The 20,451-nt window shown below is 71.4% G+C and carries 18 protein-coding genes; 6 read left to right on the forward strand and 12 right to left on the reverse strand.

Annotation, left to right across the window (positions count from 1 at the left end):
• Positions 1-122 precede the first annotated feature (122 nt).
• The 6 genes from B1H50_RS07550 to B1H50_RS07575 form a co-directional block, all read right to left on the reverse strand.
• Complete coding sequence (locus B1H50_RS07550; RefSeq protein ID WP_080463179.1) at positions 123-1,130, reverse strand: LLM class flavin-dependent oxidoreductase; 1,008 nt, start codon at positions 1,128-1,130, stop codon at positions 123-125.
• Between the two features lie 151 nt (positions 1,131-1,281).
• Positions 1,282-1,851 carry a biotin transporter BioY gene (locus tag B1H50_RS07555; protein ID WP_080463180.1) on the reverse strand — a complete coding sequence of 190 codons (570 nt, stop codon included), beginning with the start codon at positions 1,849-1,851 and terminating at the stop codon, positions 1,282-1,284.
• 174 nt (positions 1,852-2,025) lie between these two features.
• Positions 2,026-3,801 carry a dipeptide ABC transporter ATP-binding protein gene (locus B1H50_RS07560; RefSeq protein WP_080463181.1) on the reverse strand — a complete coding sequence of 592 codons (1,776 nt, stop codon included), beginning with the start codon at positions 3,799-3,801 and terminating at the stop codon, positions 2,026-2,028.
• On the reverse strand, positions 3,798-4,754 hold the full coding sequence (locus B1H50_RS07565; protein WP_080463182.1) for an ABC transporter permease: 957 nt from the start codon (positions 4,752-4,754) through the stop codon (positions 3,798-3,800). The genes B1H50_RS07560 and B1H50_RS07565 overlap by 4 nt, the downstream gene beginning before the upstream one ends.
• Complete coding sequence (locus B1H50_RS07570) at positions 4,747-5,676, reverse strand: ABC transporter permease (protein WP_080463183.1); 930 nt, start codon at positions 5,674-5,676, stop codon at positions 4,747-4,749. The genes B1H50_RS07565 and B1H50_RS07570 overlap by 8 nt, the downstream gene beginning before the upstream one ends.
• 128 nt (positions 5,677-5,804) lie before the next feature.
• Positions 5,805-7,439: an ABC transporter substrate-binding protein gene (locus B1H50_RS07575; protein WP_080463184.1), complete on the reverse strand. Its 1,635-nt coding sequence runs from the start codon at positions 7,437-7,439 to the stop codon at positions 5,805-5,807.
• A 225-nt stretch (positions 7,440-7,664) separates the two neighbouring features.
• On the opposite strand from B1H50_RS07575, the gene B1H50_RS07580 reads away from it, so the two are divergent.
• Positions 7,665-8,228 carry an NUDIX hydrolase gene (locus B1H50_RS07580; RefSeq protein ID WP_080463239.1) on the forward strand — a complete coding sequence of 188 codons (564 nt, stop codon included), beginning with the start codon at positions 7,665-7,667 and terminating at the stop codon, positions 8,226-8,228.
• A 38-nt stretch (positions 8,229-8,266) separates the two neighbouring features.
• Here the strand turns inward: B1H50_RS07580 and B1H50_RS07585 are convergent, their stop codons facing one another.
• Complete coding sequence (locus B1H50_RS07585) at positions 8,267-9,211, reverse strand: patatin-like phospholipase family protein (protein ID WP_080463185.1); 945 nt, start codon at positions 9,209-9,211, stop codon at positions 8,267-8,269.
• A 196-nt stretch (positions 9,212-9,407) separates the two neighbouring features.
• Here B1H50_RS07585 and B1H50_RS07590 point away from each other — a divergent pair, with 196 nt between their 5' ends.
• Entirely contained in the window at positions 9,408-10,580 is a 1,173-nt protein-coding gene (locus tag B1H50_RS07590) for an oxidoreductase (protein ID WP_080463186.1), read from the forward strand.
• Positions 10,581-10,689: 109 nt separating this feature from the next.
• Here B1H50_RS07590 and B1H50_RS07595 read toward each other — a convergent pair whose 3' ends face one another.
• On the reverse strand, positions 10,690-11,106 hold the full coding sequence (locus B1H50_RS07595) for a YchJ family protein (RefSeq protein WP_080463187.1): 417 nt from the start codon (positions 11,104-11,106) through the stop codon (positions 10,690-10,692).
• Positions 11,103-12,473: a M18 family aminopeptidase gene (locus tag B1H50_RS07600; protein ID WP_080463188.1), complete on the reverse strand. Its 1,371-nt coding sequence runs from the start codon at positions 12,471-12,473 to the stop codon at positions 11,103-11,105. Before B1H50_RS07600 ends, B1H50_RS07595 begins: the two co-directional genes overlap by 4 nt.
• 281 nt (positions 12,474-12,754) lie before the next feature.
• Here B1H50_RS07600 and B1H50_RS07605 point away from each other — a divergent pair, with 281 nt between their 5' ends.
• Positions 12,755-13,354 (forward strand): GtrA family protein, encoded by a 600-nt coding sequence (locus B1H50_RS07605; protein ID WP_080463189.1) that lies wholly within the window; start codon positions 12,755-12,757, stop codon positions 13,352-13,354.
• A 46-nt stretch (positions 13,355-13,400) separates the two neighbouring features.
• Here B1H50_RS07605 and B1H50_RS07610 read toward each other — a convergent pair whose 3' ends face one another.
• Positions 13,401-14,123 carry a peptidyl-tRNA hydrolase gene (locus B1H50_RS07610; protein ID WP_080463240.1) on the reverse strand — a complete coding sequence of 241 codons (723 nt, stop codon included), beginning with the start codon at positions 14,121-14,123 and terminating at the stop codon, positions 13,401-13,403.
• Positions 14,124-14,188: 65 nt separating this feature from the next.
• Positions 14,189-14,749 carry a hypothetical protein gene (locus tag B1H50_RS07615; protein ID WP_080463190.1) on the reverse strand — a complete coding sequence of 187 codons (561 nt, stop codon included), beginning with the start codon at positions 14,747-14,749 and terminating at the stop codon, positions 14,189-14,191.
• A gap of 281 nt (positions 14,750-15,030) precedes the next feature.
• Here B1H50_RS07615 and B1H50_RS07620 point away from each other — a divergent pair, with 281 nt between their 5' ends.
• A complete protein-coding gene (locus tag B1H50_RS07620) occupies positions 15,031-16,164 on the forward strand; it encodes a M48 family metallopeptidase (protein WP_080463241.1) in 1,134 nt (377 codons plus the stop codon).
• Between the two features lie 34 nt (positions 16,165-16,198).
• On the opposite strand, the gene B1H50_RS09625 is transcribed toward B1H50_RS07620, so the two are convergent.
• Positions 16,199-16,882 carry a hypothetical protein gene (locus B1H50_RS09625; protein ID WP_143231773.1) on the reverse strand — a complete coding sequence of 228 codons (684 nt, stop codon included), beginning with the start codon at positions 16,880-16,882 and terminating at the stop codon, positions 16,199-16,201.
• A 315-nt stretch (positions 16,883-17,197) separates the two neighbouring features.
• Here B1H50_RS09625 and B1H50_RS07630 point away from each other — a divergent pair, with 315 nt between their 5' ends.
• Together B1H50_RS07630 and B1H50_RS07635 are read left to right on the forward strand one after the other, a co-directional pair.
• Positions 17,198-18,943, forward strand: a complete 1,746-nt coding sequence (locus B1H50_RS07630) for an MBL fold metallo-hydrolase (protein ID WP_158082836.1) — start codon at positions 17,198-17,200, stop codon at positions 18,941-18,943.
• A 103-nt stretch (positions 18,944-19,046) separates the two neighbouring features.
• Positions 19,047-20,219 carry a variant leucine-rich repeat-containing protein gene (locus B1H50_RS07635; RefSeq protein WP_080463193.1) on the forward strand — a complete coding sequence of 391 codons (1,173 nt, stop codon included), beginning with the start codon at positions 19,047-19,049 and terminating at the stop codon, positions 20,217-20,219.
• Positions 20,220-20,451: the final 232 nt, after the last annotated feature.

Here is a 20,451-nt window from a genome sequence, read left to right on the forward strand (position 1 = left end):
AGCATGCGCCCATCCTCCCCTCTATCCTCCCCTCCCCTTTCATCGAGACCGGTCGAAAATAGGAGCGAGACCGGTCCGCGGACCGGTCTCGCTCCTATTTTCGACCGGTCTCGCTCATGGGATCAGGGGCGCCAGGCGGAGGCGAGGAGCTCGTAGGAGCGGCGGCGGGCAGCGGCGTCGTAGATGTACGACAGGACGAGGACCTCCTCCAGGCCCCAGCGCTCCTCGAGTTCGTGCAGGCCGGTGACCACGGTCTCGGGCGCCCCCACGAAGGACAGGCGCATCGCCTCCTCAACAGCGCGCTCCCTCCCGGCCGCCAGCGCCCGCCAGTCCTCCGCATCCTCCAGCGGCGGCTCCAACGGGCCCGGGGCGCCGGAGACGAGCCGCGCTGAGGAGGCCATCGCGGTGGAGAAGAGGCGGCGCGCCTCATCTTCGCTGGGCGCGACGGCCGCGTTCACCGCCGCGGCCACGCGCGGGGCCTCGGTGGTGGCCGTCGGTGCGGAGGCGTCGAACACCGACCGGTAGGTGGCCACGGCCGCCTCGGCCTGCGAGGGGGCGAAATGCGAAGCGACGACGAAGGGCAGACCCAGCGCGCCGGCGACCCTCGCCCCGTTGACCGAGGAGCCGAGCACCCAGACGGGCGGGCGGGTCCCCTCCCCCGGGACCGCCCGGACCCGGCTCCCGGGACCCTCCGGCTCGCCGTGACCCAGGTAGCCCAGGATGTCGGTGATGCTCGATGTGAAGGCGGCGGGGTCCGCCGGGCCCCGCCGCAGCGCCTCCGCCGTCATCGTGTCCGTGCCGGGCGCGCGCCCCAGCCCGATCCCGACCCGCCCGGGGTAGATCGTGGCAAGGGTCCCGAACTGCTCGGCGACGACCAGGGGCGAGTGATTGGGGAGCATCGAGCAGCTGGCCACACCGATCCGCTCCGTCGCGGCGAGCACCTGGCCCAGCAGGATCGGCGTGGCCGAGGACAGGTAGAGGGGCGAGGCGTGGTACTCGGTGACCCAGTATCGGGCGTAGCCGGCCCTGTCAGCCACGCGCGCCAACTCGCGCATCTCGATCAGGGCGGAGCCCCGGCCGCGCCCGACGACGGAGGGGACGGGGTCGAGGACGGACAGGTCGGCGCTCATGGCGGAACGATATGGCCCCGGCCGGGAGAATACGTGGGCCAGAAGGCACAGCGCGTCACCTCGCGCAATCCTCCCAAGCCCGGCGGCATGCCGGACACGCGACCGGCCCGGGCGTCGATCACCCGGGCCGGTCGCGGAGTCGGCTCCGCGCTCAGCGGCGCTTGGCGGTCACCACCGTCATGAAAGCGGCCTTGAGGACATCGCCGACGAGGAAGGGCGTCAGCCCCAGGGCGACGGCTTTACCCCAGCCCACCCCAAGGGCGATCTTGAGCCAGATGGCCCCGGGGACGAACACGGAGCTCGAGGCGATGAGCATGAGGGCGAAACGGGTGGGAAGGCCGGCGTCCGAGCGGGCGACGCGGCCGGCGAGCCCAGCGGCCAGGGCGTAACCGAGGACATAGCCGAAGGAAGCGGTAACCCCGCTGCTCCAGCCGGCGAGGACGGGCGCGCCGACGGCGGCCAACGCGGCCAGCAGGAGGGAGGAGGCGATGCCGCGCCGGCTGCCGAGTACCGCGCCGACGCCGAGGGCGGCGAGGGAGCCCAGGGTCACCGGGACCGGGGTGAAGGGCAGCGGGAGCGAGATCTGGCCGATAAGGGCGATGGCCGTGGTGCCGACGCCGATGAGGGCGGTCTCGCGCGCGGCAAGGGCCAAGCGGGATGAGGGGGCAGCAGCGGTCGCGACAGCAGCCGCACCGGTCGCTGGCGAGGTCTTCTTGATCATGGGCCCACGGTATGCGGGTGCTCTCCGAGCGGGATACCCCGGACCCGCGCAGCCTCACCCCACCCCGCCTTGTGCGATTCCCACAAGAGGAGCGGGGTATCAGGAGACGAGCGCGCGACCACGGCCTTCGACCTCGATCCTCGCGGAGAGGAAGATGAACCGGGGCCTACGGGATCACCCGCGGGTCTCCTCACCGTACAGCGGGATGGAGGCACCCGGCACGGCGTTGATGAGCTCGCGCGTGTAGTCCCGCTGCGGGTGGGCGAACAGGTCGTCGGAGGGCCCGGCCTCGACGAGACGCCCGTGCTCCATGACGACGACGTCGTCGGCGATCTGGCGCACGACGGCCAGGTCATGGGTGATGAACAGGTAGGTCAGGCCCAGCTCGGACTGCAGGTCGGTCAGCAGGCGCAGGACCTGCGCCTGGACGAGGACGTCAAGGGCGGAGACGGCCTCGTCGAGCACGATGATCTCCGGCTTGAGGGCCAGGGCCCGAGCGATGGCGACGCGCTGGCGCTGACCGCCGGAGAGCTCGTTGGGGTAGCGGCGCATGACTGAGCGCGGCAGGGAGACGAGGTCGAGAAGCTCGGCCACCCGCGCCTCGCGCTCCTTGCGGGTGCCCACGCGGTGGACCCGCAGGGGCTCCTCGACGACCCGGAAGATCGAGAACATGGGATCGAGGGAGCCGTAGGGGTTCTGGAAGACCGGCTGCATGATGCGGCGCAGCGCGAACAGCTCCTTGGCCCCCAGCGTTGACAGGTCGACCCCGTTGTGGAAGACCTTGCCGGAGGTGGGGTCGAGGAGGTTGAGGATGATGTTGGCGACTGTGGACTTGCCCGAGCCGGACTCACCCACGAGGGCCGTGGTGGTGGCGCGGCGCACGCCGAAGGTGACGTCGTCAACGGCCGTGAGGGTCTTGGCCTCGCCCTTGGCGCCGCGCACGTCGAAGACCTTGGTCAGGTGCTCGACGCGCAGGACCTCGTCGACGTCGGCGGCGATCTCGTGCACGCCGAGCTCGTCCTCACTGACCTGGATACCGGCGGCGTGCGCCGTCTGGATGCGGCGCGAGGCGAGCGAGGGCGCGGCCTTGACCAGGCGCTGGGTGTAGGGGTGGCGCGGGTCCTGGAGGACCTCGATGGAGGGGCCGGACTCGACGACGCGCCCGCGGTGCATGACGACGATGTGCTCGGCGCGCTCGGCGGCCAGGCCCAGGTCGTGGGTGATGAACAGCATCGCGGTGCCGAGCGTGTGGATCTGCTCGCCCAGGTGGTCGAGGATGCGGCGCTGGACGGTGACGTCGAGGGCGCTGGTGGGCTCGTCGGCGATGAGCAGCTTGGGCCGGGCGGCCAGCCCGATGGCGATGAGGGCGCGCTGGCGCATCCCCCCGGAGAACTCGTGCGGGTACTGGCGGGCACGGCGGGCGGCGTCGGGCAGCCCGGCATCCTCCAGCAGGAGGGCGACCTGCTCATCGACGTCGATGCGTCCTCCCGTCGGCCTGCCCTCGCCCTTCTCCGCAGCCGCGAGGGCGTCGAGCCGGGCGTCGGCGACCCCGGCCAGGCCGTTGGCCCTCAGGGCCTCCTTGACCTGGAAGCCGATGGACCACACGGGGTTGAGGTTGCTCATCGGGTCCTGGGGGACCAGGCCGATGTCGCTGCCGCGCAGGGCCTGGTAGACGCGTGCGTCGGCCCGGGTGATGTCCTGACCGTCGAAGACGATGCTGCCACCGGTCACACGCCCGGTTCCGGGCAGCAGGCCGATGACGGCGGAGGCGAGGGTGGACTTGCCAGAGCCGGACTCGCCGACGACGGCGAGTGACTGTCCCGGGTAGAGGGTGAGGCTCGCCTTGCGCACGGCGGGCACGAGCCCGGTGGAGGAGCGGAAGGCGACCTCGAGGTCGCGGACCTCGAGCAGGGGCGCGGCGTCAGCGGCGAGGATATTCTCGGTGTTCACTTGCGGGCCTTCGGGTCGAGGGCGTCGCGCACGGCGTCGCCCATCATGATGAATCCGAGGACGGTCAGGGCCAGGGCCCCGGCCGGGTAGAGAAGGACGGAGGCATGGTCGCGCAGGGCGGCCTGCGCGGTGGCGATGTCCGCTCCCCAGGAGACCACCTTCGGCGGCAGGCCGACGCCGAGGAACGACAGTGTCGCCTCGGAGACGATGAAGGAGCCGAGCTGGACGGTCGCGGTGACGATGATCGGTGCGGCGGCGTTGGGCAGCACGTGTCGCACGAGGATCGCCAGGCGGCCGGAGCCGAGCGAGCGGGCGGCGGTGATGAAATCCTCGTTCTTGACGCCCAGGACGGCGCCGCGGGTAATGCGGGCGATCTGCGGCCAGCCGAAGATCGCCAGCACCATGACGACGGTGACGATGGAGGAGCGTCCCTTGAACATCTGCATGACGACGATCGCAGCGAGCACGAAGGGCACCGCGAAGAAGATGTCGGTGAAGCGGGCGAGCAGGGCGTCGATCCAGCCGCCGAAGAAGCCGGCGAGCGAGCCGACGACGGCGCCGATGACGACGACGATGAGCGTCGTGAGCACACCGACGGTGACCGAGGCGCGCGCGCCGTGCACGGTGCGCGCGAAGATGTCGCAGCCCTGGCGGTCGAAACCGAAGGGGTGACCGCTGCTAGCGGGGCCGTAGGAGTTCTTGAGCTCGCAGAAGGCCGGATCGGCACCGGTGAACAGCCCCGGGGCGACGGCCAGGGTGAGCGCGCCGAGGATGAGGACGGCGGAGACCCAGAAGATCGGACGGCGGCGCAGCTGCCTCCAGGCCTCCACCCACACGGAGGAGGGCGCGCAGTCGTCGGGAACGGCGTCGACGGCGCCCAGGCCCTGCTCGTCGACCTCGGCGACGTAGCGCTCCTGGCCGGGGCGGGCGGCGGTGCGGGGGGTGTCAGGCATAGCGGATCCTCGGGTCGAGAGCGGCGTAGAGCAGGTCCACGACGAGGTTGGAGATAATGAAGACGAGGATGAGGACCGTGGTGAAGGACACAACGGTGGGGCCCTCGCCCTGGAGGATGGCCTTGTAGAGCGTGCCTCCGACGCCGTTGATGTTGAAGATGCCCTCGGTGACGATCGCTCCGCCCATGAGCGCGCCGAGGTCGGCTCCCAGGAAGGTGACGACGGGGACCAGGGAGTTGCGCAGGACGTGGACGACCATGACGCGCGCACCGGACAGGCCCTTGGCGCGGGCGGTGCGCACGTAGTCGGCGGAGAGGTTCTCGGCGACCTGTGTGCGCGTCAGGCGCAGCACGTAGGCGAAGGAGACGGCTCCGAGCACGAGCGCCGGCATGAGCAGTTCCTTGAACCCGGGGGCCTCGCCCGCGGTGACCGGCAGCCACCCCAGGCGCACGCCGATGAAGAACTGCAGGAGGAAGCCGATGACGAAGGTGGGCACGGCGATGACGACGAGGGAGAGCACGAGGGCGGTGGCATCGAACCAGCGGCCCTTGCGCACGCCGGCGATGAAGCCGACGACGATACCGGCGACCGCCTCGAGGAACAGGGCCATGAGGGACAAGCGGATCGTCACGGGGTAGGCGCCGGCGAGGACGTCGGCGATGGGGCGCGAGCCTCGCAGGGTGGTGCCCAGGTCGAAAGTGAACACGCCCTTGAGGAAGAGCAGGTACTGCACGAGGAAGGGCTTGTCCAGGTTGTAGGCGGCCCGGATCTGCTCCTGGACGGCAGGGCTGAGCGCACGCTCACCGCCGAGAGCGGCGACGGGGTCGCCGGGCAGGGCGAAGACCATCGCGTAGATGAGGAGGGTGGCCCCGAAGAAGACGGGGATCATCTGCAGCAGCCTGCGTCCGGCGTAGCGGACCATCGGCGCCTCCTTGGGTGGATCGGGGTGTGGGGCGGGTCGGGGCGATCCCGACGTGCTCCGGGCCCGTACCGTGCGGGGTACGGGCCCGGAGGAGAGGGAGCCGGCCTGATGGCCGCCTCCGACCGGGCTCAGAACTCGGAGATGGCATTGGCCTGCTCCCACAGGCGCTTGGCCTCGGCCTCGTCGAAGCTCAGGACCTCGTTGCCCTTGACGGACTCGGTCCAGCCGGCGATGACCGGCGAGGTGTAGTCCGAGGCGGGCGTGCGGGTGCCGTAGTACAGCGTGTCGCAGATCTCCTTGCGGTTGATGGCGCGCGAGATCGCGGCGCGACGCAGGCGGCCCTCCTCATCCATCTTGAAGTGCTCAGCGCTGACGTTGATGGAGAAGCCCTGAATGACGGCGCCGGGCTGGTTGACCGCGCGCGAGCCCAGCTCGCCGACGAAGGAGGACAGCGCGGAGTCGGGAATCGCATCGAGCACGTCGAGGGAATCGGCGAGCAGGTCGTTGTAGGCGGCGTCGTAGTCCGCGTAGAGGGTGAAGGTGACGCCCTCGTTGGCGATCTGCTGGCCGCCCTTGTAGTCGGTGTTCTTGGACAGGACGATCTCGGCGTCGTGGGTCCAGGAGTCGATCTTGTAGGGGCCGTTGCCGATGGGGGCCTGGCCGAAGGCCTTCATGTCCGCGAAGGCGACCTCGGGCAGCGGCGCGAAAGCGGAGTAGCCCAGGCGCTGCTTGAAGTCGGAGGCCGGCGCTTTGAGCGTGATGGTGAAGGTCAGGTCGTCGACCTTGACCAGGCCGGTGAGCTCGGAGTCCTTATCGTAGGAGAATCCCTCGATGACGTCGTAGAAGTAGCTCGACAGGTGGGCGTTGGACAGCAGTGCGCCGTAGTTCCACGCCTTGATGAAGGAGTCGGAGGTGACGGGGGTGCCGTCGGTGAAGGTCCAACCGTCCTTGATCTTGATCGTGTAGGTCTGGTTGTCCTGGGTCTCGATGGACTCGGCGACCTCGTTGACGAGGGTGCCGTCGGTCTCGAAGCGCACGAGGTTGGCGAAGAGGAGGTCGATGACGCGCCCGCCTCCGACCTCGTTGGTGTTGGAGGGGATGAGGGGGTTCTGCGGCTCGGTGCCGTTGGCGCGCACGACGCCACCGGGAGCAGTGGTCGCGATGCGGCCGTAGGCGGGCACGGACTTCCAGTCGAAGACGACGCCGGACACCAGGCTGGAGTGGCCGCCGAAGCCGTTCTGATACCACAGCGGGATGGTCGGCAGATCCTGCAGGAGCAGGCTCTGGGCCTGCAGGAGCAGGTCGGTGGCACCGGCCTCGTCGGAGGCGACGGCCGCCTCGCTCAGGAGGCGGTCGAACTCCTGGTTGGAGTAGTCGCTGTCGTTGGAGCCGGCGCCCGTCCGGTACTGGGCGCCGAGGAAGTTGGCCATCGCCGGGTAGTCGGCCTGCCAGCCGGTGCGGAAGGCTCCAACGAGAGTGCGATCGGTGATCTGGCTGCGCAGCTCGGAGAACTGGGCGAGAGGCAGCGGCTCCATCGTGATGCCCAGCGTGTTGGACACGGAGTTGCACACGGCCTCGACCCAGGCCTTGTGAGGGCCGTCGGAGTTGTAGGCGAGGGTGAGCCGACCGCCGGAGGCAGCGCCCTGGCCGCCGGAGGAGGAGTTGCCGGAGCCGCTGGAGCCGCAAGCACTCAGGAGGACGGCCGTGACACCGGCAGCGCCGAGGCCGCCGAACATGCGGCGCGAGATTGTTGTAGTCGTCATAGGGACCTCCGGTGGAGTGGGTAGAGCGCGCGGCCATGGGACCCGGGCCGACCCCGGCAGTTTGTACAGGTTTTGTTACGAAAAGATGTACACAGCGGGTCGCATGGGGCGGCCGGAGGATACGCCCCGGAAGGCCGTCAGGTCGCGCAGGCAGGCGGCGGCACCGACAGCCCCATCGTCGGTATGCCGCCTGACGGCGCGCGGACTGCCGGTACCGTGGTCGGCATGGTCCCGCCCCGCTTCGCCCTCATCCCAGCCGTGTACATCCTGCTTCTGCGCGAGGCGCCCGGGGCCGGGCCGGCCTCCAAAGGCGGGCCGGCCTCCTCACCGCAGGTGCTGCTCCAGCTGCGCCGGGGCACGGGCTTCATGGACGGCTACTGGGCCAGCGGCGCCGCCGGCCATGTGGAGGCGGGCGAATCAGTCGTGGCGGCGGCCGTGCGCGAGGCCCGCGAGGAGCTCGGCATCGACGTCGGCGCGGCGGGCCTCGAGCCGCTCACCGGTATGCACCGCTCGAACGACGTGGGCGGGGCGGCGCTGGAGCAGCGCGTCGACTTCTTCTTCGCCGCGCGCTCCTGGACGGGCGAGCCACGGATCATGGAGGGCACGAGATGCGCGGGGCTGCGGTGGTTCGCACTGGCGGACCTCCCCGAGCCGGTCCCGCCGCATGAGCGGGTCGTCCTGGAGCGCCTCGCCGCGGCTCTCGACGGCGGCGCGCCCGTGCCCGCGATCCTGCCCTTCGGCTTCGACGGCGAGCGGATCGAGCGCTGCGCGGTGGCACGCCCGCGCTGAGACGCGGCCGCGCGAGGACGCGCCCCCGCGGGCGCGGCTCAGAGTCCGAGGAACGCCCTGATCGCAGGCATCTCCCGCCGGGCCTGGACGAGTCCCGCCTCGAAAGCGGTGGTGAGGCGGTCGTAGCGCAGCTCGCCATTGGCAATGTCCATGCGGTCGGGGCAGTACAGGTAGGCGCTTCCCTCGGCGCAGCGCCGCTCGAGGTCCTCCAGGGTGGCGTTGTAGTGGCGCGGGCGGTTGATGAGGGCATCGGCGGCCGCGGGGTACTGCCGCAGGAGCCGTCGGTAGACCTCGGGGCGCTTCTCCTCGGGCTTGCGGTAGCCGGCGGGGCGGGTGGAGATCACGAGGAGGCGCTCATAGCCGTCGGCGAGCGCGGCATCGGTGGCGAACCCCCCGGTGGGCCCGAGAGCGCCATCGAGGTAGGGGGCGCCGTCGATCTCGACCACGGGCATGAGCACCGGCATGGACGCGGAGGCCTGGGCGCGGGCGAGGAGATCATCGGGGGTGGGCATGTCGGAGCGGTGGAAGTAGACCTGCTCACCGGTGTCGCAGCGGAAGGCGCCCAGGACGAGCTCGGCATCGGAGGCCTCGAGGGTCGGCCAGTCGATGGGCATCTCCTCGTCCGGGGCGGAGGTGTGGTGGTAGATGCGATCGGAGTTGAAGTAGCCGCGGCCGCGGGCGAAGCTGCCCCAGCCACCGGCATCGCCGAGCAGCGGCATGCCGAGGTAGGCCTCGCGGGCGCGCCAGGTGTCGCGGGTGACCATGTTGACGGCATTGGTCACACCTGCGCTGATGCCGCCCACCCATCCGAACTCCAGGCCCTCCTCCAGCAGGGCGCGCACGAGGGCGCCGGTGTAGGCGCCGCGCATGCCGCCCCCCTCGAAGACGAGGGCGACGTCGTCGATCCGGGCGGTCGCGGGAGCGGGAGCGTGCAGGGGGTGCCCGTAGGGGTAGTAGCCGGGCTGCTGATTGCGGGAGGTCACGGCATCACGCTACCCCTCCCGCCCCTCCTCATCGAGACCGGTCGAAAACAGCATCGAGACCGGTAGATATGAGGATCAAGACCGGTCCGTCTCTCTGCCGGGCGCCCCATGTTCCCATGTTCCCCCAGAGGAGAACGATGCTTCTCACCCCGCCTTCCCCCTGCCCTTGGGGCTCGGAGGGTCGTAGCGTCGCGGCATGAGCACTCCAGGCCTCCTCTCACCCCTCCGGATCGGCCCGTTGACCGCCCGCAACCGCCTGTGGCTGCCGCCCATGTGCATGTACAGCGTTCAGGAGCACGACGGCGTCGTCACCGACTGGCACGTCCTGCACTACGGGACGCGCGCCGTCGGCGGCTTCGGCACGGTGATCGTCGAGGCCACCGCGGTGACCCCCGAGGGGCGGCTGTCCGAGTTCGACCTGGGTCTGTGGGACGACGCTCAGATCGAGGGGCACCGCCGTATCGTCGCGGCGATCCACGACGGCGGCGCGCTGGCCGGGGTGCAGCTCGGGCACGGCGGCCGCAAGGCGGGCACGCCCCCGTGGCGGCCGGATGTGGCGGGCGCCCGCGCGGGGACGCTTCAGGGCTGGGACCTCGTGGCGCCCAGCGCGATCGCCTATCCCAGCGAGGGGCACGCGGTCCCGCGCGAGCTGGACGAGGCCGGGATCGCGCGGCTCGTGGAGGCCTTCGCCCGGGCCGCGCGCCGGGCGGCCGCCGCCGGTTACGACCTCATCGAGATCCATGGCGCGCACGGCTATCTCGTCCACCAGTTCCTCTCGCCGCTGTCCAACACCCGCTCCGACGCCTTCGGGGACGATGAGGCGGGCCGCCGCCGCTTCCCGCTCCAGATGGTCGCCGCAGTGCGCCATGCCATCGACGACGCCGGGAGCGCGGCGGGCGCTACCGGCGGCGCTGAGGCGGCTGCCCCGCGGGCGCTCGGAATCCGCCTGTCGGCCACCGACTGGGCCGAGGGCGGGCTCACCGGCCGGGACACCGCGCGCTTCGCGGTCGAGCTCGCGGCCGCCGGCGTCGATGCCATTCATGTGTCCACCGGCGGAAACGTGCCCGGGACGGTGCCGGTGGGCCCTGGCTACCAGGTGCCCTACGCCGCCCAGGCGCGCGCCGCCCTAGCGGCCTCGGCCGCCGACGGCGGGCCGGGCGCGGGCATCATTGTGGCCGCGGTGGGGGTGATCGACTCCGCAGCTCAGGCCGAGGCGATCCTGACCGCGGGCGATGCCGACGCGATCGCAGTGGGCCGCCCAGCCCTGCGGGATCCCTACCTGCCCGTGCGCTGGGCCCATGAGCTGGGTGTCAACGACTGGCGCGAGGCGGGGCTGCCGGTCCAGTACTGGCGCGGCGCCTGGCGGTGAAGGTCGGCCGGCCGTTCGGCGCGCCGTCCGCCCCTGGGGCGTTCGGCGCGCCGAACCGGTTTCGATCCTGATTTCGACCGGTCTCGGTGCTGTTTTCGACCGGTTTCGCTCAGAGGGCGGTCTCGTAGAGCCAGCGGCCGGCGCGGCGGATGAAGCAGCTGCGCTCGGCCAGCTCATCCTCCACGACCCCGCCGCGCCCGTCCCAGGCCCGGTAGCGGGCCACGAACTCCACGATGCCGGTCTCATCCCCCGCTCCCCCGCCGACCGTCTCCACGATCCGCAGGCCCAGCCAGGCCGTTCCGGGGTGGCAGTACGGCCCGGGCGGGCGTGTGCGCGGGTGCCAGGTGCGGAAGATGTGGTCCTCGTCGCCGACGACGAAGGCCGAGTACCGCGAGCGCATGAGGGCCTCGGCGGTTGGGGCGGGGGCGCCGTCGTGGATCGGCTCGCAGCACGCGCCGAACACCGCGCCGCTCCCGCAGGGGCAGGGATCCGATGCGCGCGCCCCGGCGGTGCGCACGCCGCTCATGCCCCGGCCCAGTAGGCGGCGAGCGCCTGGGCGAGCCATGGCCCATCGACGACGGCGCACATCTCCCGCTGGGAGTGCATGGACAGGATCGGCTGGCCGACGTCCGCAGTGGTGATCCCGAGGCGCTGGGCGGTGATCGGCCCGATGGTCGTCCCGCAGGGCACCGCGTTGTTGGACACGAAGACCTGATGGGGCGCGCCCGCAGCCGCGCAGGCCCGCTCCCAGAGGGCCCGGCCGATCGCGTCGGTGGCGTAGCGCTGCTGGGCGTTGATCTTGAGGACGGGCCCGCCGCCGAGCACGGGGCGCACGACGGGGTCGTGGAGCCCGCCGTAGCCGGGGTGGACGGAGTGCGCGGCGTCGGCGCTGAGGCAGGTCGAGCGCGCGAGCATCGCCTCGTAGGCCTCGCCGGTGATCTCCAGCGCCCTCGCCAGGCGCCGCAGGACCTGCTCGAGGAAGGGGCCGGCGGCGCCGGAGCGGGTGCCGGAGCCGACCTCCTCATGGTCGTTGGCGACCAGGACGACGACATCGCCCGACACCGTCCCACCGCCGACGGTCCGCCCGCCCTCGCCTGAGCACAGCGACTCCAGCGCTACCAGTGACGCGATCACGGAGCTGAGGTTGTCCAGGCGGGAGGAGGCGATGAACTCGGCCCGGCGGCCGAACCGGGCGGGGGCCTCGGTGGGATAGGTGAGGATGTCGTGGCCGGCGAGGTCTCCCCGCTCGATCCCGGCGATCTCGCACAGGTGGGCCTCGACGTCGTCGGCGGCGCCCGCGGCGCCCAGGGCCCAGATGGGGGCCAGGTGGGCCTGGCGGTCGAGGTGGAGGGACTCGTTGACACTGCGGTCGAGGTGCGGGGCTACCTGGACGACGCGGGCGATGGGGCCGGTTCGCACGAGGTGGCCGGCGCCGTCACGGGTGACGAGCCTCCCGGCCAGGCCGAGCTCGCGGTCGAGGAAGGAGTTGAGCAGGGGTCCGCCGTAGACCTCGGCCCCGATGAGCGAGAAGCCGTCGCGGCCCATCCGGGCCGCCGGCTTGAGCTTGAGGGCGGGGGAGTCGGTGTGCGAGCCGACGATCCGGAAGGCGCTGGCGCTCCCGGGAGCCTCGGGCAGGACCCAGGCGGCGATGGCGCCGTCGCGGACGGCGTAGCCGCGCCGGGGCGTGGCGGGCCCCCAGGGCTCGGTCTCGTCGAGAGCGGTGAATCCGGCGGCGGCCAGTCGCCGCGCGGCCTCGGCGGCGGCGTGGTAGGAGCTCGGGGAGGCGGACACGTAGTCCATGAGCTCGCGGGCGTAGACATCGACGTCGTGGAGCGCGCCGCGCGCGGTGTCTGCGGGGCCGGAGGGGACGGGCAGTGCGGGTGTCTCGGGCATGGCCGCATCCTCGCACCGATGATGAACCGGCGCGGATGAGGGCCTTGTTCCTAGTTCCTACCGGTACGGCCGGCGGCCGCCTCCTGCACGTGCGAACGTTCCTGCGAACGTCATTGCCTCGCAGGCGGGGCCGTCCGCGGGCGGCGCGGCGGAGGGCGCGGCGCCCGTTATCCGCCTGGAGGAGTTGGTCGCGGGGGCGCGGCTGAGCAAGACTTGGATGGCATGGGGCGCCGCGAGCCACAGCCGGCGGTCCCCGGTCGCGAGCGCGAGGAAGGACTGGTATGGCGAGCACGAGGCCCGAGGCCGCCGTCGTGGCGGGGAAGCGAAGCGCCGCGCGCGAATCGGCCGCCCCTCTCAGCGCCCCGGAGGCTCCCGGCGGCGCCCCGGCGCCGGCGGCTCGCGCCTCACGCGCCCCCGAGGGCTTCGCCCGCTTCACCGGGACTGTCCACCGCGCGATCCCAGCGCGCCTGCGCCGCCTCATCCCGGAGACCTTCATCGGCTACGCGGTCATCAACGGCTCGGCCTTCCTGCTCGACATCGCCTGCCTGAGCGTGTTCTACAACCACCTGCACTGGTGGTACTCCCTGGCGGTCACGATGGGCTACACGATCGCCGGGGTGTACTCGCTGCTGCTCAACCGCTGGCTCAACTTCCAGTCCCATGAGCACCTGGCCCTCCAGGGCGGCCGCTATTTCATCGGTCTGATCAGCCAGTACGTCATCTTCATCCTGGGGCTGTCCAGCCTCCTGCACTGGCTCGGTGTCGACGCGCTGGTGGCCCGGGTCATCTCCGCCTGCTGCGAGGGCCTGTACCTGTACGTGTTCGTGCGCCTGTGGGTGTTCCGCGACTCTGCCCGCGACAGGGCCCCCGCGTCAGCCTGATCGGCGGGCCCGGCCCCGCCGCCGTCCCGCTCTCCGCGCCCGCTGCTCACCAGTGGGCGCGCGTGGTCTCCGTGGGGCCGTCGAGTTCGGTGAACCCGGCGTCGACGACGCTCACGGGTCTGCTCGCCGCCTCCCATGCGGCGCGATCCGGGCGCTCGATGCGCACCCGGAAGCCGTCAGCCGCCCAGGCCTCCCGCAGCGCCTCGGGCATGGCCGCGCTCTCCCAGGCGAGCTGAGCGGCATGGGCAGCCTGCGCGCAGAGCTTTCCGGAGGTCATCTCATGCAGGGGCGTCACCTCGATGATCACCAGTGCCCCCGACGACGCCGATTCCGCACCAAGAGCAATCCGCTGCGGCGCGCTGGCGGGGTCCTTGCCGAGGGCAGCGGTGATGGCGGCGGGCGGGGGCGGGAGGGCCGCGCCGTCGGGGAAATGGGTGCCCTCCACCTGGGTCTTGGCCAGTGGCTGCGGAAGGGGGCGGACGGGACCGGGGACGAAGGCCCGCGCGGCGGCGCGCCCCCAGCCCAATGGCCCACCCTGCTCGACCGTGAGGCCGGGCAGCTCCTGGACCTCCTCCCAGCGCTTGCCCCGGGTGCGGCGCACGAGCTTGCGGATACGGCCGTCGCGCCAGTAGCCGACCTCCTGGGCCCAGGTCCCACCGGGGGCGCTGCGGGGGTCGGCCAGGAGGCGGACGACAGCGCGGGCGGCGGCCTCGGCGACGTCGATCGACCGCGGAGGGGCGACCTTGTCGTAGCGCACGGCGATCTGCATCGCCCAGGGGGTGGCGCGGTCCGGGCGCCCGGTGGTGGAGTGGCGCCCGTCCGGGGCTGCGGCGCTCACCAGCCGCCTCCCGCCTGAGCATCGGCGGCGGGCAGGGCCAGATGCGGGATCCAGCTGATGGGCTCATCGAAGCCGTCCTTCAGGAATCCGAAGACGAGCCGCGTGAACACCGTCATGACGACCGCCAGGCCCCGCACCCGCTGGCCGAGCGCGCGCATCCCCAGGCTGAAGGCGCCCGTGCGCCCCACGAGCGGCTCGAGGAGGGCGCCCGCCATGGCCACGAGGGCGACCGCGTTGCTCAGGGTGGTGAAGAAACGGAGCTGCTGGAGGACGAGGGCGTGTCCGCCGACGATGCCGTCGGCTCGCAGCGCCGGCTCAAGCTGGTGCCAGAGCCCGTAGCCTGCGAGCCCGATGATGGCGGCGCGCCAGATCCAGGCGAGCATGACCGCGTGCCAGGCGGGCCCTGGGCGGGCGGCCCCGAAGCCGCCGTCGCCCTCGATCCCCTCATAGCCGGACAAGACGGCGGTGGCGGCCGCGTCTCCCGCGGCAGCGCTGGGGAAGACCTCCATCACGCCCTCGGGCCGCGGGCTCAGGGGCTCGGCTCGGCGCTCATTCATGAGGAGGATTCTCGCGCGCCGCCGTCGCCACCGCTACGGCGGGAGCATAGTGGCGGAGACCATAGGGATCCGATCGCAGCACCCGGGAGCCGGTCCCCACCCCCAGGCTGGGGCGCGTCGGCGCCATGTCCGTCCGCAGGACGACAGTCCCATGCGCGAGACCCATTACAGTGCCGCATATGACGCAGCAGCACTTCCCTGAGACCGTCTCCGGAGCTCCCCTGGACGGGCAGTCCTCGCAGAGCCCCACGCCGGGCACGGCGCCGGGCGCCCCCACCGGAATGACCTCCGCCGCTCGGGTCCCCCAGACGGTCCAGCCACCGGTGGAGCCCCCCGCCCTCTTCAATGGGGCGACCATCCACGGATGGTTCGGGATCCGTGCGTTGCGCCATCCCAAGGAGCTCCCTCTCATGGCAGTCTGCGGGCTGCTGACACTGGGCGTCTACGCCTCATGGTTGGGCTTCATCGCCTGGTTGATCGTCGACCCCGAGCCCACTGGGGTAGGGGCGGAGGTGCGCTCGTACATCACGAACTCTCTGGACCAGTACCTCCTCCTCATCCCCCTCCTCCCGATCCTCCTGTGGGCGGCGCGCGCCATCCTGTATGCGCAGCAGCGCGCGCAGGGGGTGCAGATGAGCGTCACGCAGTTCCCCGAGGGGTACCGGATGGTCGTGGAGGCCGCGCACAATTTCGGGCTACGGCGCGTGCCGGACGCCTATGTGGTGCCCGGCAATGGGACGATCAACGCCTTCGCCACTGGGCACGGGCTCCGCCGCTACGTCATCATCCACTCCGACCTGTTCGAGGTGGGCGGCTCGGCGCGCGATCCGGAGGCGCTGCGCTTCGTCATCAATCATGAGGTGGGGCACCTGGCCGCGGGCCACGCCTCCTTCCTGCGCCTGGCGATCACGACACTGGGCATGCAGATCCCGATCATCGGGTCGGCCCTGAGCCGCGCCCAGGAGTACACGGCGGACAACCACGGCTACGCGGCGTCTCCGCAGGGCGTTCCCGGCACGATAGGACTGATCGCGGCCGGGAAGTACCTGGGGGCGCAGGTGAACTTCCATGCGCTGGCCGACCGCGCCGTGACGGAGCGGGGCTTCTGGCTCCACGTCGCCTCCTGGTGGACGAGCCACCCGGCGCTGACCTGGCGCGCGCACGCCCTGCGGGACCGCAGTCGGCCGGGCCGGCTCATGGTCCGTCCGAAGCAGGGCGTCCTCGCCGGGCCGATCAGCCCCGTGGGCCGCGATGGCAGCAGGACATGGCCGACACCGGGGCAAGTCCTCGCCGTTATGGACGCCACCCGGCCACGGGTGGCTGCGGAGGAGCAGTTCGGGCGCTACCCGGGAGTGGAGTACGAGGTCCCGCGCGACGCCGTGCGGCTGACCGATCCCCGGCCGGTCAGCCGCTGACAGCCGCGGACGGCGGGAGGTCCGGCGGGGTGGTTCAGGCCGCGCCGTCGGACCCTTCTTCCTCCGGGCGCGCCCGGGGCTCGCGGACGAGCAGTGCGCCATCACCGGTGGGGAAGGTGATGCCTGCGTAGTGAGGGCGCTGCTCCACCTTCTTGAAGCCGGCGGCGAGGTGGCTGGCGACGACGGCGTGCTCGCCGGCCTCGACGAAAGCCCACAGTGGGGCGCCGGGGTCTGCGATGTCGACCGCCTCGGCGAGGCCCTCGAGAAGATCGCGGCCGATGGGGCGGGTCTTGGCGGCTGGGTCGAGGATGAGACCGGTGACCATCCAGGAGGCTTCCCGGCCCTCGTCGGGGTCGGCGGGCAGGAGGAAGGCGCCCGCGAGGGCCACGGAGATCGCGGCGTCGACGTCGTCGGGATGGGCGGGGTCCTCCAAGGAGGCGAGGACGAGCACGGGGATCGAGTCGATCATGCCGGGGGCGGCCTCGAGTGCCTCCTGGATCGTGGTCCCGCGCAGTGCCAGGAGCCGGGCGACGCGGTGGGTGTCGCGGGCATCGGCCTGCCAGAGCATGAGGCGCCCGTCGGCCAGGGCCGCGGCGAGAGCGGCGGCTCCGGGAGCTCCGGGGGCAGTGCCCGGGCCCGCGGCGGCCTCCCCGGCCCAGTCGGCGGCGGCCGCCGCGAGGATCCCGTCGATGGGCCCGGAGGGCGTCGAGTTCGTCATGGCCTCAGCCTAGACAGGCGCGCCCGGGTCCCGAATGGGGAGGCGCCACCGGCGCCGGCATGCTCGTCGCGCCCCGCATCGATCCCGAGCCCGATGCCACTCGCCGAGCCGCGACCATCGACGCGTATCTCACACCGGACCGCCCGACCTCGCGCTTCATGCCGAAAATCACTGGAATCACGGGGAACCACAACCTGTGAGGACGATCCGCCCAGGTATCCTCGCCCGACGCCACGCTCCCAGATCCGGCAGTGGCGCACCTCCCCCGCACTCCGCCCTCCCCAGGCGGGAGCGGGGCATCCCGAGGAGACTGATATGGCTATGCCCGAATCCAACAGCGAACCAAGATCCCAGGGCGCCTCCAGCCGCGCCTTGCGCCGGGCCCTCCGCACGATCGCGCCGGTACTCGTCGGCGCCGCACTGGCCGCCATCGGCTCGGCCCCCGCCTCCGCCTCCGCTCCGCCTACTTCGCCCCTCGCTTCGACCGAGGAGTCGATCCACATCCTGTCCTTCATCGACTCCGATGTCATCGTGCTGGAGAGCAACGGGCGCTTCGCGCTCGTCGACTCCGGAGAGGACAAGGACTATCCCCGGGGCGATGACCCCCGTTACCCCCTGCGCCCAGGGGTGGCCCAAGGGGCGCCGGACGAGGACGCCATGTGGGCCTACCTCGACGAGCTCGGCGTGAGCCCCGACAACCTCGAGTTCTACATCGGCACCCACGCCCACTCCGACCACATCGGCACCGCCGACACCGTCATCGAGAAGTACCATCCGAAGCGGATCTACGCCCCCGAGTACTCCGACGCCTGGATCAACAACCCGCGCAAGCTGTGGGACAACCAGTACGTCTACGACCGGATGATCGCAGCGGCGGGCAGGGCCCGCGCCGAGCACGGCTCCGCTCTCATCCAGCACCTGGTCCCCGGCGCCCCCGTCGCGCCCGACCCCAGCGCACCCACCACAGCGTCTCCCACCTTCGACTTCGGGGACATGCGCATCGAGATCGTCAACTACGACGAGTCCTACAAGCAGCCCCCTTATATCTACGACGCCAACGAGAGCGCCTGGGGCGTCAAGGTCACTGCCCATGGGCGCTCGGCGTTCCTGGCATCGGACATCGAGAACTTCTACGGCGACGAGGACCGCCTGGCCCCGCTGATCGGCGACGTCGACGTCCTCAAGCTCGGCCATCACGGCTCCATCTCCTCCAGCAGCGAGGGCTTCCTGACCGCGCTGCGCCCCGAGATCGCCTTCCAGACCGGGCGCTTCCGAGCCCTGTCGCCCGCCACCCAGCGCATCCTGGACCGCCTCGGCACCAGGTGGTACTCAGCGGATGAGGTCCGCGCATCCGGGCGCATCAGCTTCGTCGTCGCCCTCGCCGACGACGGCGTCCACCTCGCCGACGTCGACGCCACGAGCGGCGGGCTCGTCCTGCGCACCCGTTGGTCGGGCAGTCCCCGCGTCGCGGCCTACCGGCACGGCGTCGCCACCGCGCTCACCGGTTGGAGACGCAGCGACGGGAGCTACTACTGGTTCTCCAACAGCCCCTACGCCACTGAGAGCGACTGGGTGAGTTGGAGGGGAGGCTGGTACTTCCTGGGTCCCGACGGCGCGATGTCCACCGGCTGGCTGAAGGACGGCTCCTCCTGGTACTACCTGGGAGCGGATGGCTCGATGAGGACCGGCTGGGCGCAGGACGGCTCCTCCTGGTACTACCTCGCCCCCGGTTCCGGACGGATGGCCGCCAACCAATGGGTGGCCAGTAGAGCCGCCTGGTACCACCTCGGCGCCTCAGGCGCCATGTCCACAAGCAGATGGATCCGTTCAGGCGCTTCCTGGTATCACGTGGGGGACAGCGGCGCGATGTCCACCGGCTGGCTGAAGGACGGGACCACCTGGTACTACCTCGACGACTCCGGTGCGATGCGGGCCAACAGCTGGCTCTACCAGGGCGGCACCTGGTACTACCTCACCGGTTCCGGATCCCTGGCCACGGGCAGGGTCATGATCGACCGCGTAGCACACTCCTTCTCCCCCTCGGGCGCCTGGCTCGGCTAGGGCCCACGACGCTGGGGCGGCGGGCCCGGCGCCTGCGGGGCTGTCTTCCGGCGCGAGGGACGCGGTACCGTGGCCTCAGTGGAGAACCCCTACAGGAGATCTCATGACCGTCCTTGATCCGATGTCGTGCACCCCTGCCGACCTCGCGAACCCTGCGATCACCCAAATGGATCTCGCCCGGATCGCCCAGTTCCGCCCGGATCTGCATCCGCTCGTGCGCAAGCACCCGGCCTGCTACCCGGAGCTCGCCGTGTGGATCGAGCAGCGGGCCGCCCTCCTGGAGTCCGAGGCGGCCGAGCAGTCGACCGCGGAGCGGGCGGTGTCGGACGACGGCGCCGCGGCAGATTCCACGTGGGCCTCCGCCGCATCGGCAACGGCCTCGGAACCGTCGTCGCGCTCAGCCTCAGGCGCTGCCTCGGCGTCGGCGGACGACACGGCGACCCCGGTCGGCAATATCGTCTCACCCGCCGTCGTCTCGGTGCATTCGGCCCGCTCGGCGCACTCCGCCCCCGAGATCATCCCGCCCGCGTCCGCCCCGGAGATCATCACCGCGGTTCCGGGCATGGAGGTCCCCGCCGCCTCTGAGCCCACTGCCCCCGCGGCGGCAATGCCCGGCGCCCCCGGCAGTGGTGAGGCGCCGTCGGGCCCCAGTGCCGATCCCGTCAGGAGCAGCGCGCCCCGGACGTCACCTGAACCTCTTATCCCCGCCTTCGCTGTGCCCTCGGGGGGCGACCAGCCCGCCTCAGAGAGGTCCTTCCCACGGGACGAGAACGGGGCCGCCTCCCTCTGGCGCCGCCTCCTGCTGTACGCCGTGCCGGTCCTGTCCATCCTGTGCCTCGTCTCGACCTTCCTGCCAATCGTCACCATCACCTTCGACACTGGGACCTGGTCGTTCAACTACTGGAACGGGGACGGCCTCCAAGAGGCGCTCATGCTCCTGGCGGTCTTCATCATCGCGACCGGCATCGCCCTCGCCGCGATCATCACCCCGCAGCGGTCTCGGCTAATCCTCACGGGGATCGCGAGCACCGTATCCGCCCTCCTGGCGGTCAGCGACGGCTTCCGGAACATCATCCGATTCTCCGGGGACGCACCGGACCTGGAGGGGGCCACGGGCGCCTCCGTCGGCTCTGGCGCGATCCTCCTGGCGGTCAGCGGCGCGATCCTCCTGCTCATCTCGGTCCTCCACCTCACCTTCGCGGTGCGGGACGAGCCGGATGCGTGGGCGGGCGGGGGCGATCAGCCCTCGCCGTACCAGCAGCAGGGCCTCTCGTAGGCCCTTTTCGCGCAACAGATATCGGCCCCGTCTCCTCCAAGCGAGACGGGGCCGATGTCGTCGTCCACAGGGCTGCCTGAGCGCACAGGGAATCCATTGACATAATAGATCTCACCCATCCCTGGAGTCGCATCTGTCCCACGCTTGTGCTCCTCGACTCGAAAGGCCCTTCATGCCGTCCCGCACCCTCTCATCGGCCGCATCGTTGACCCTCGCCGTCACAGCGCTCGGC

The organism is Actinomyces gaoshouyii (assembly GCF_002072175.1).
GTDB classification, from domain to species: domain Bacteria; phylum Actinomycetota; class Actinomycetes; order Actinomycetales; family Actinomycetaceae; genus Actinomyces; species Actinomyces gaoshouyii.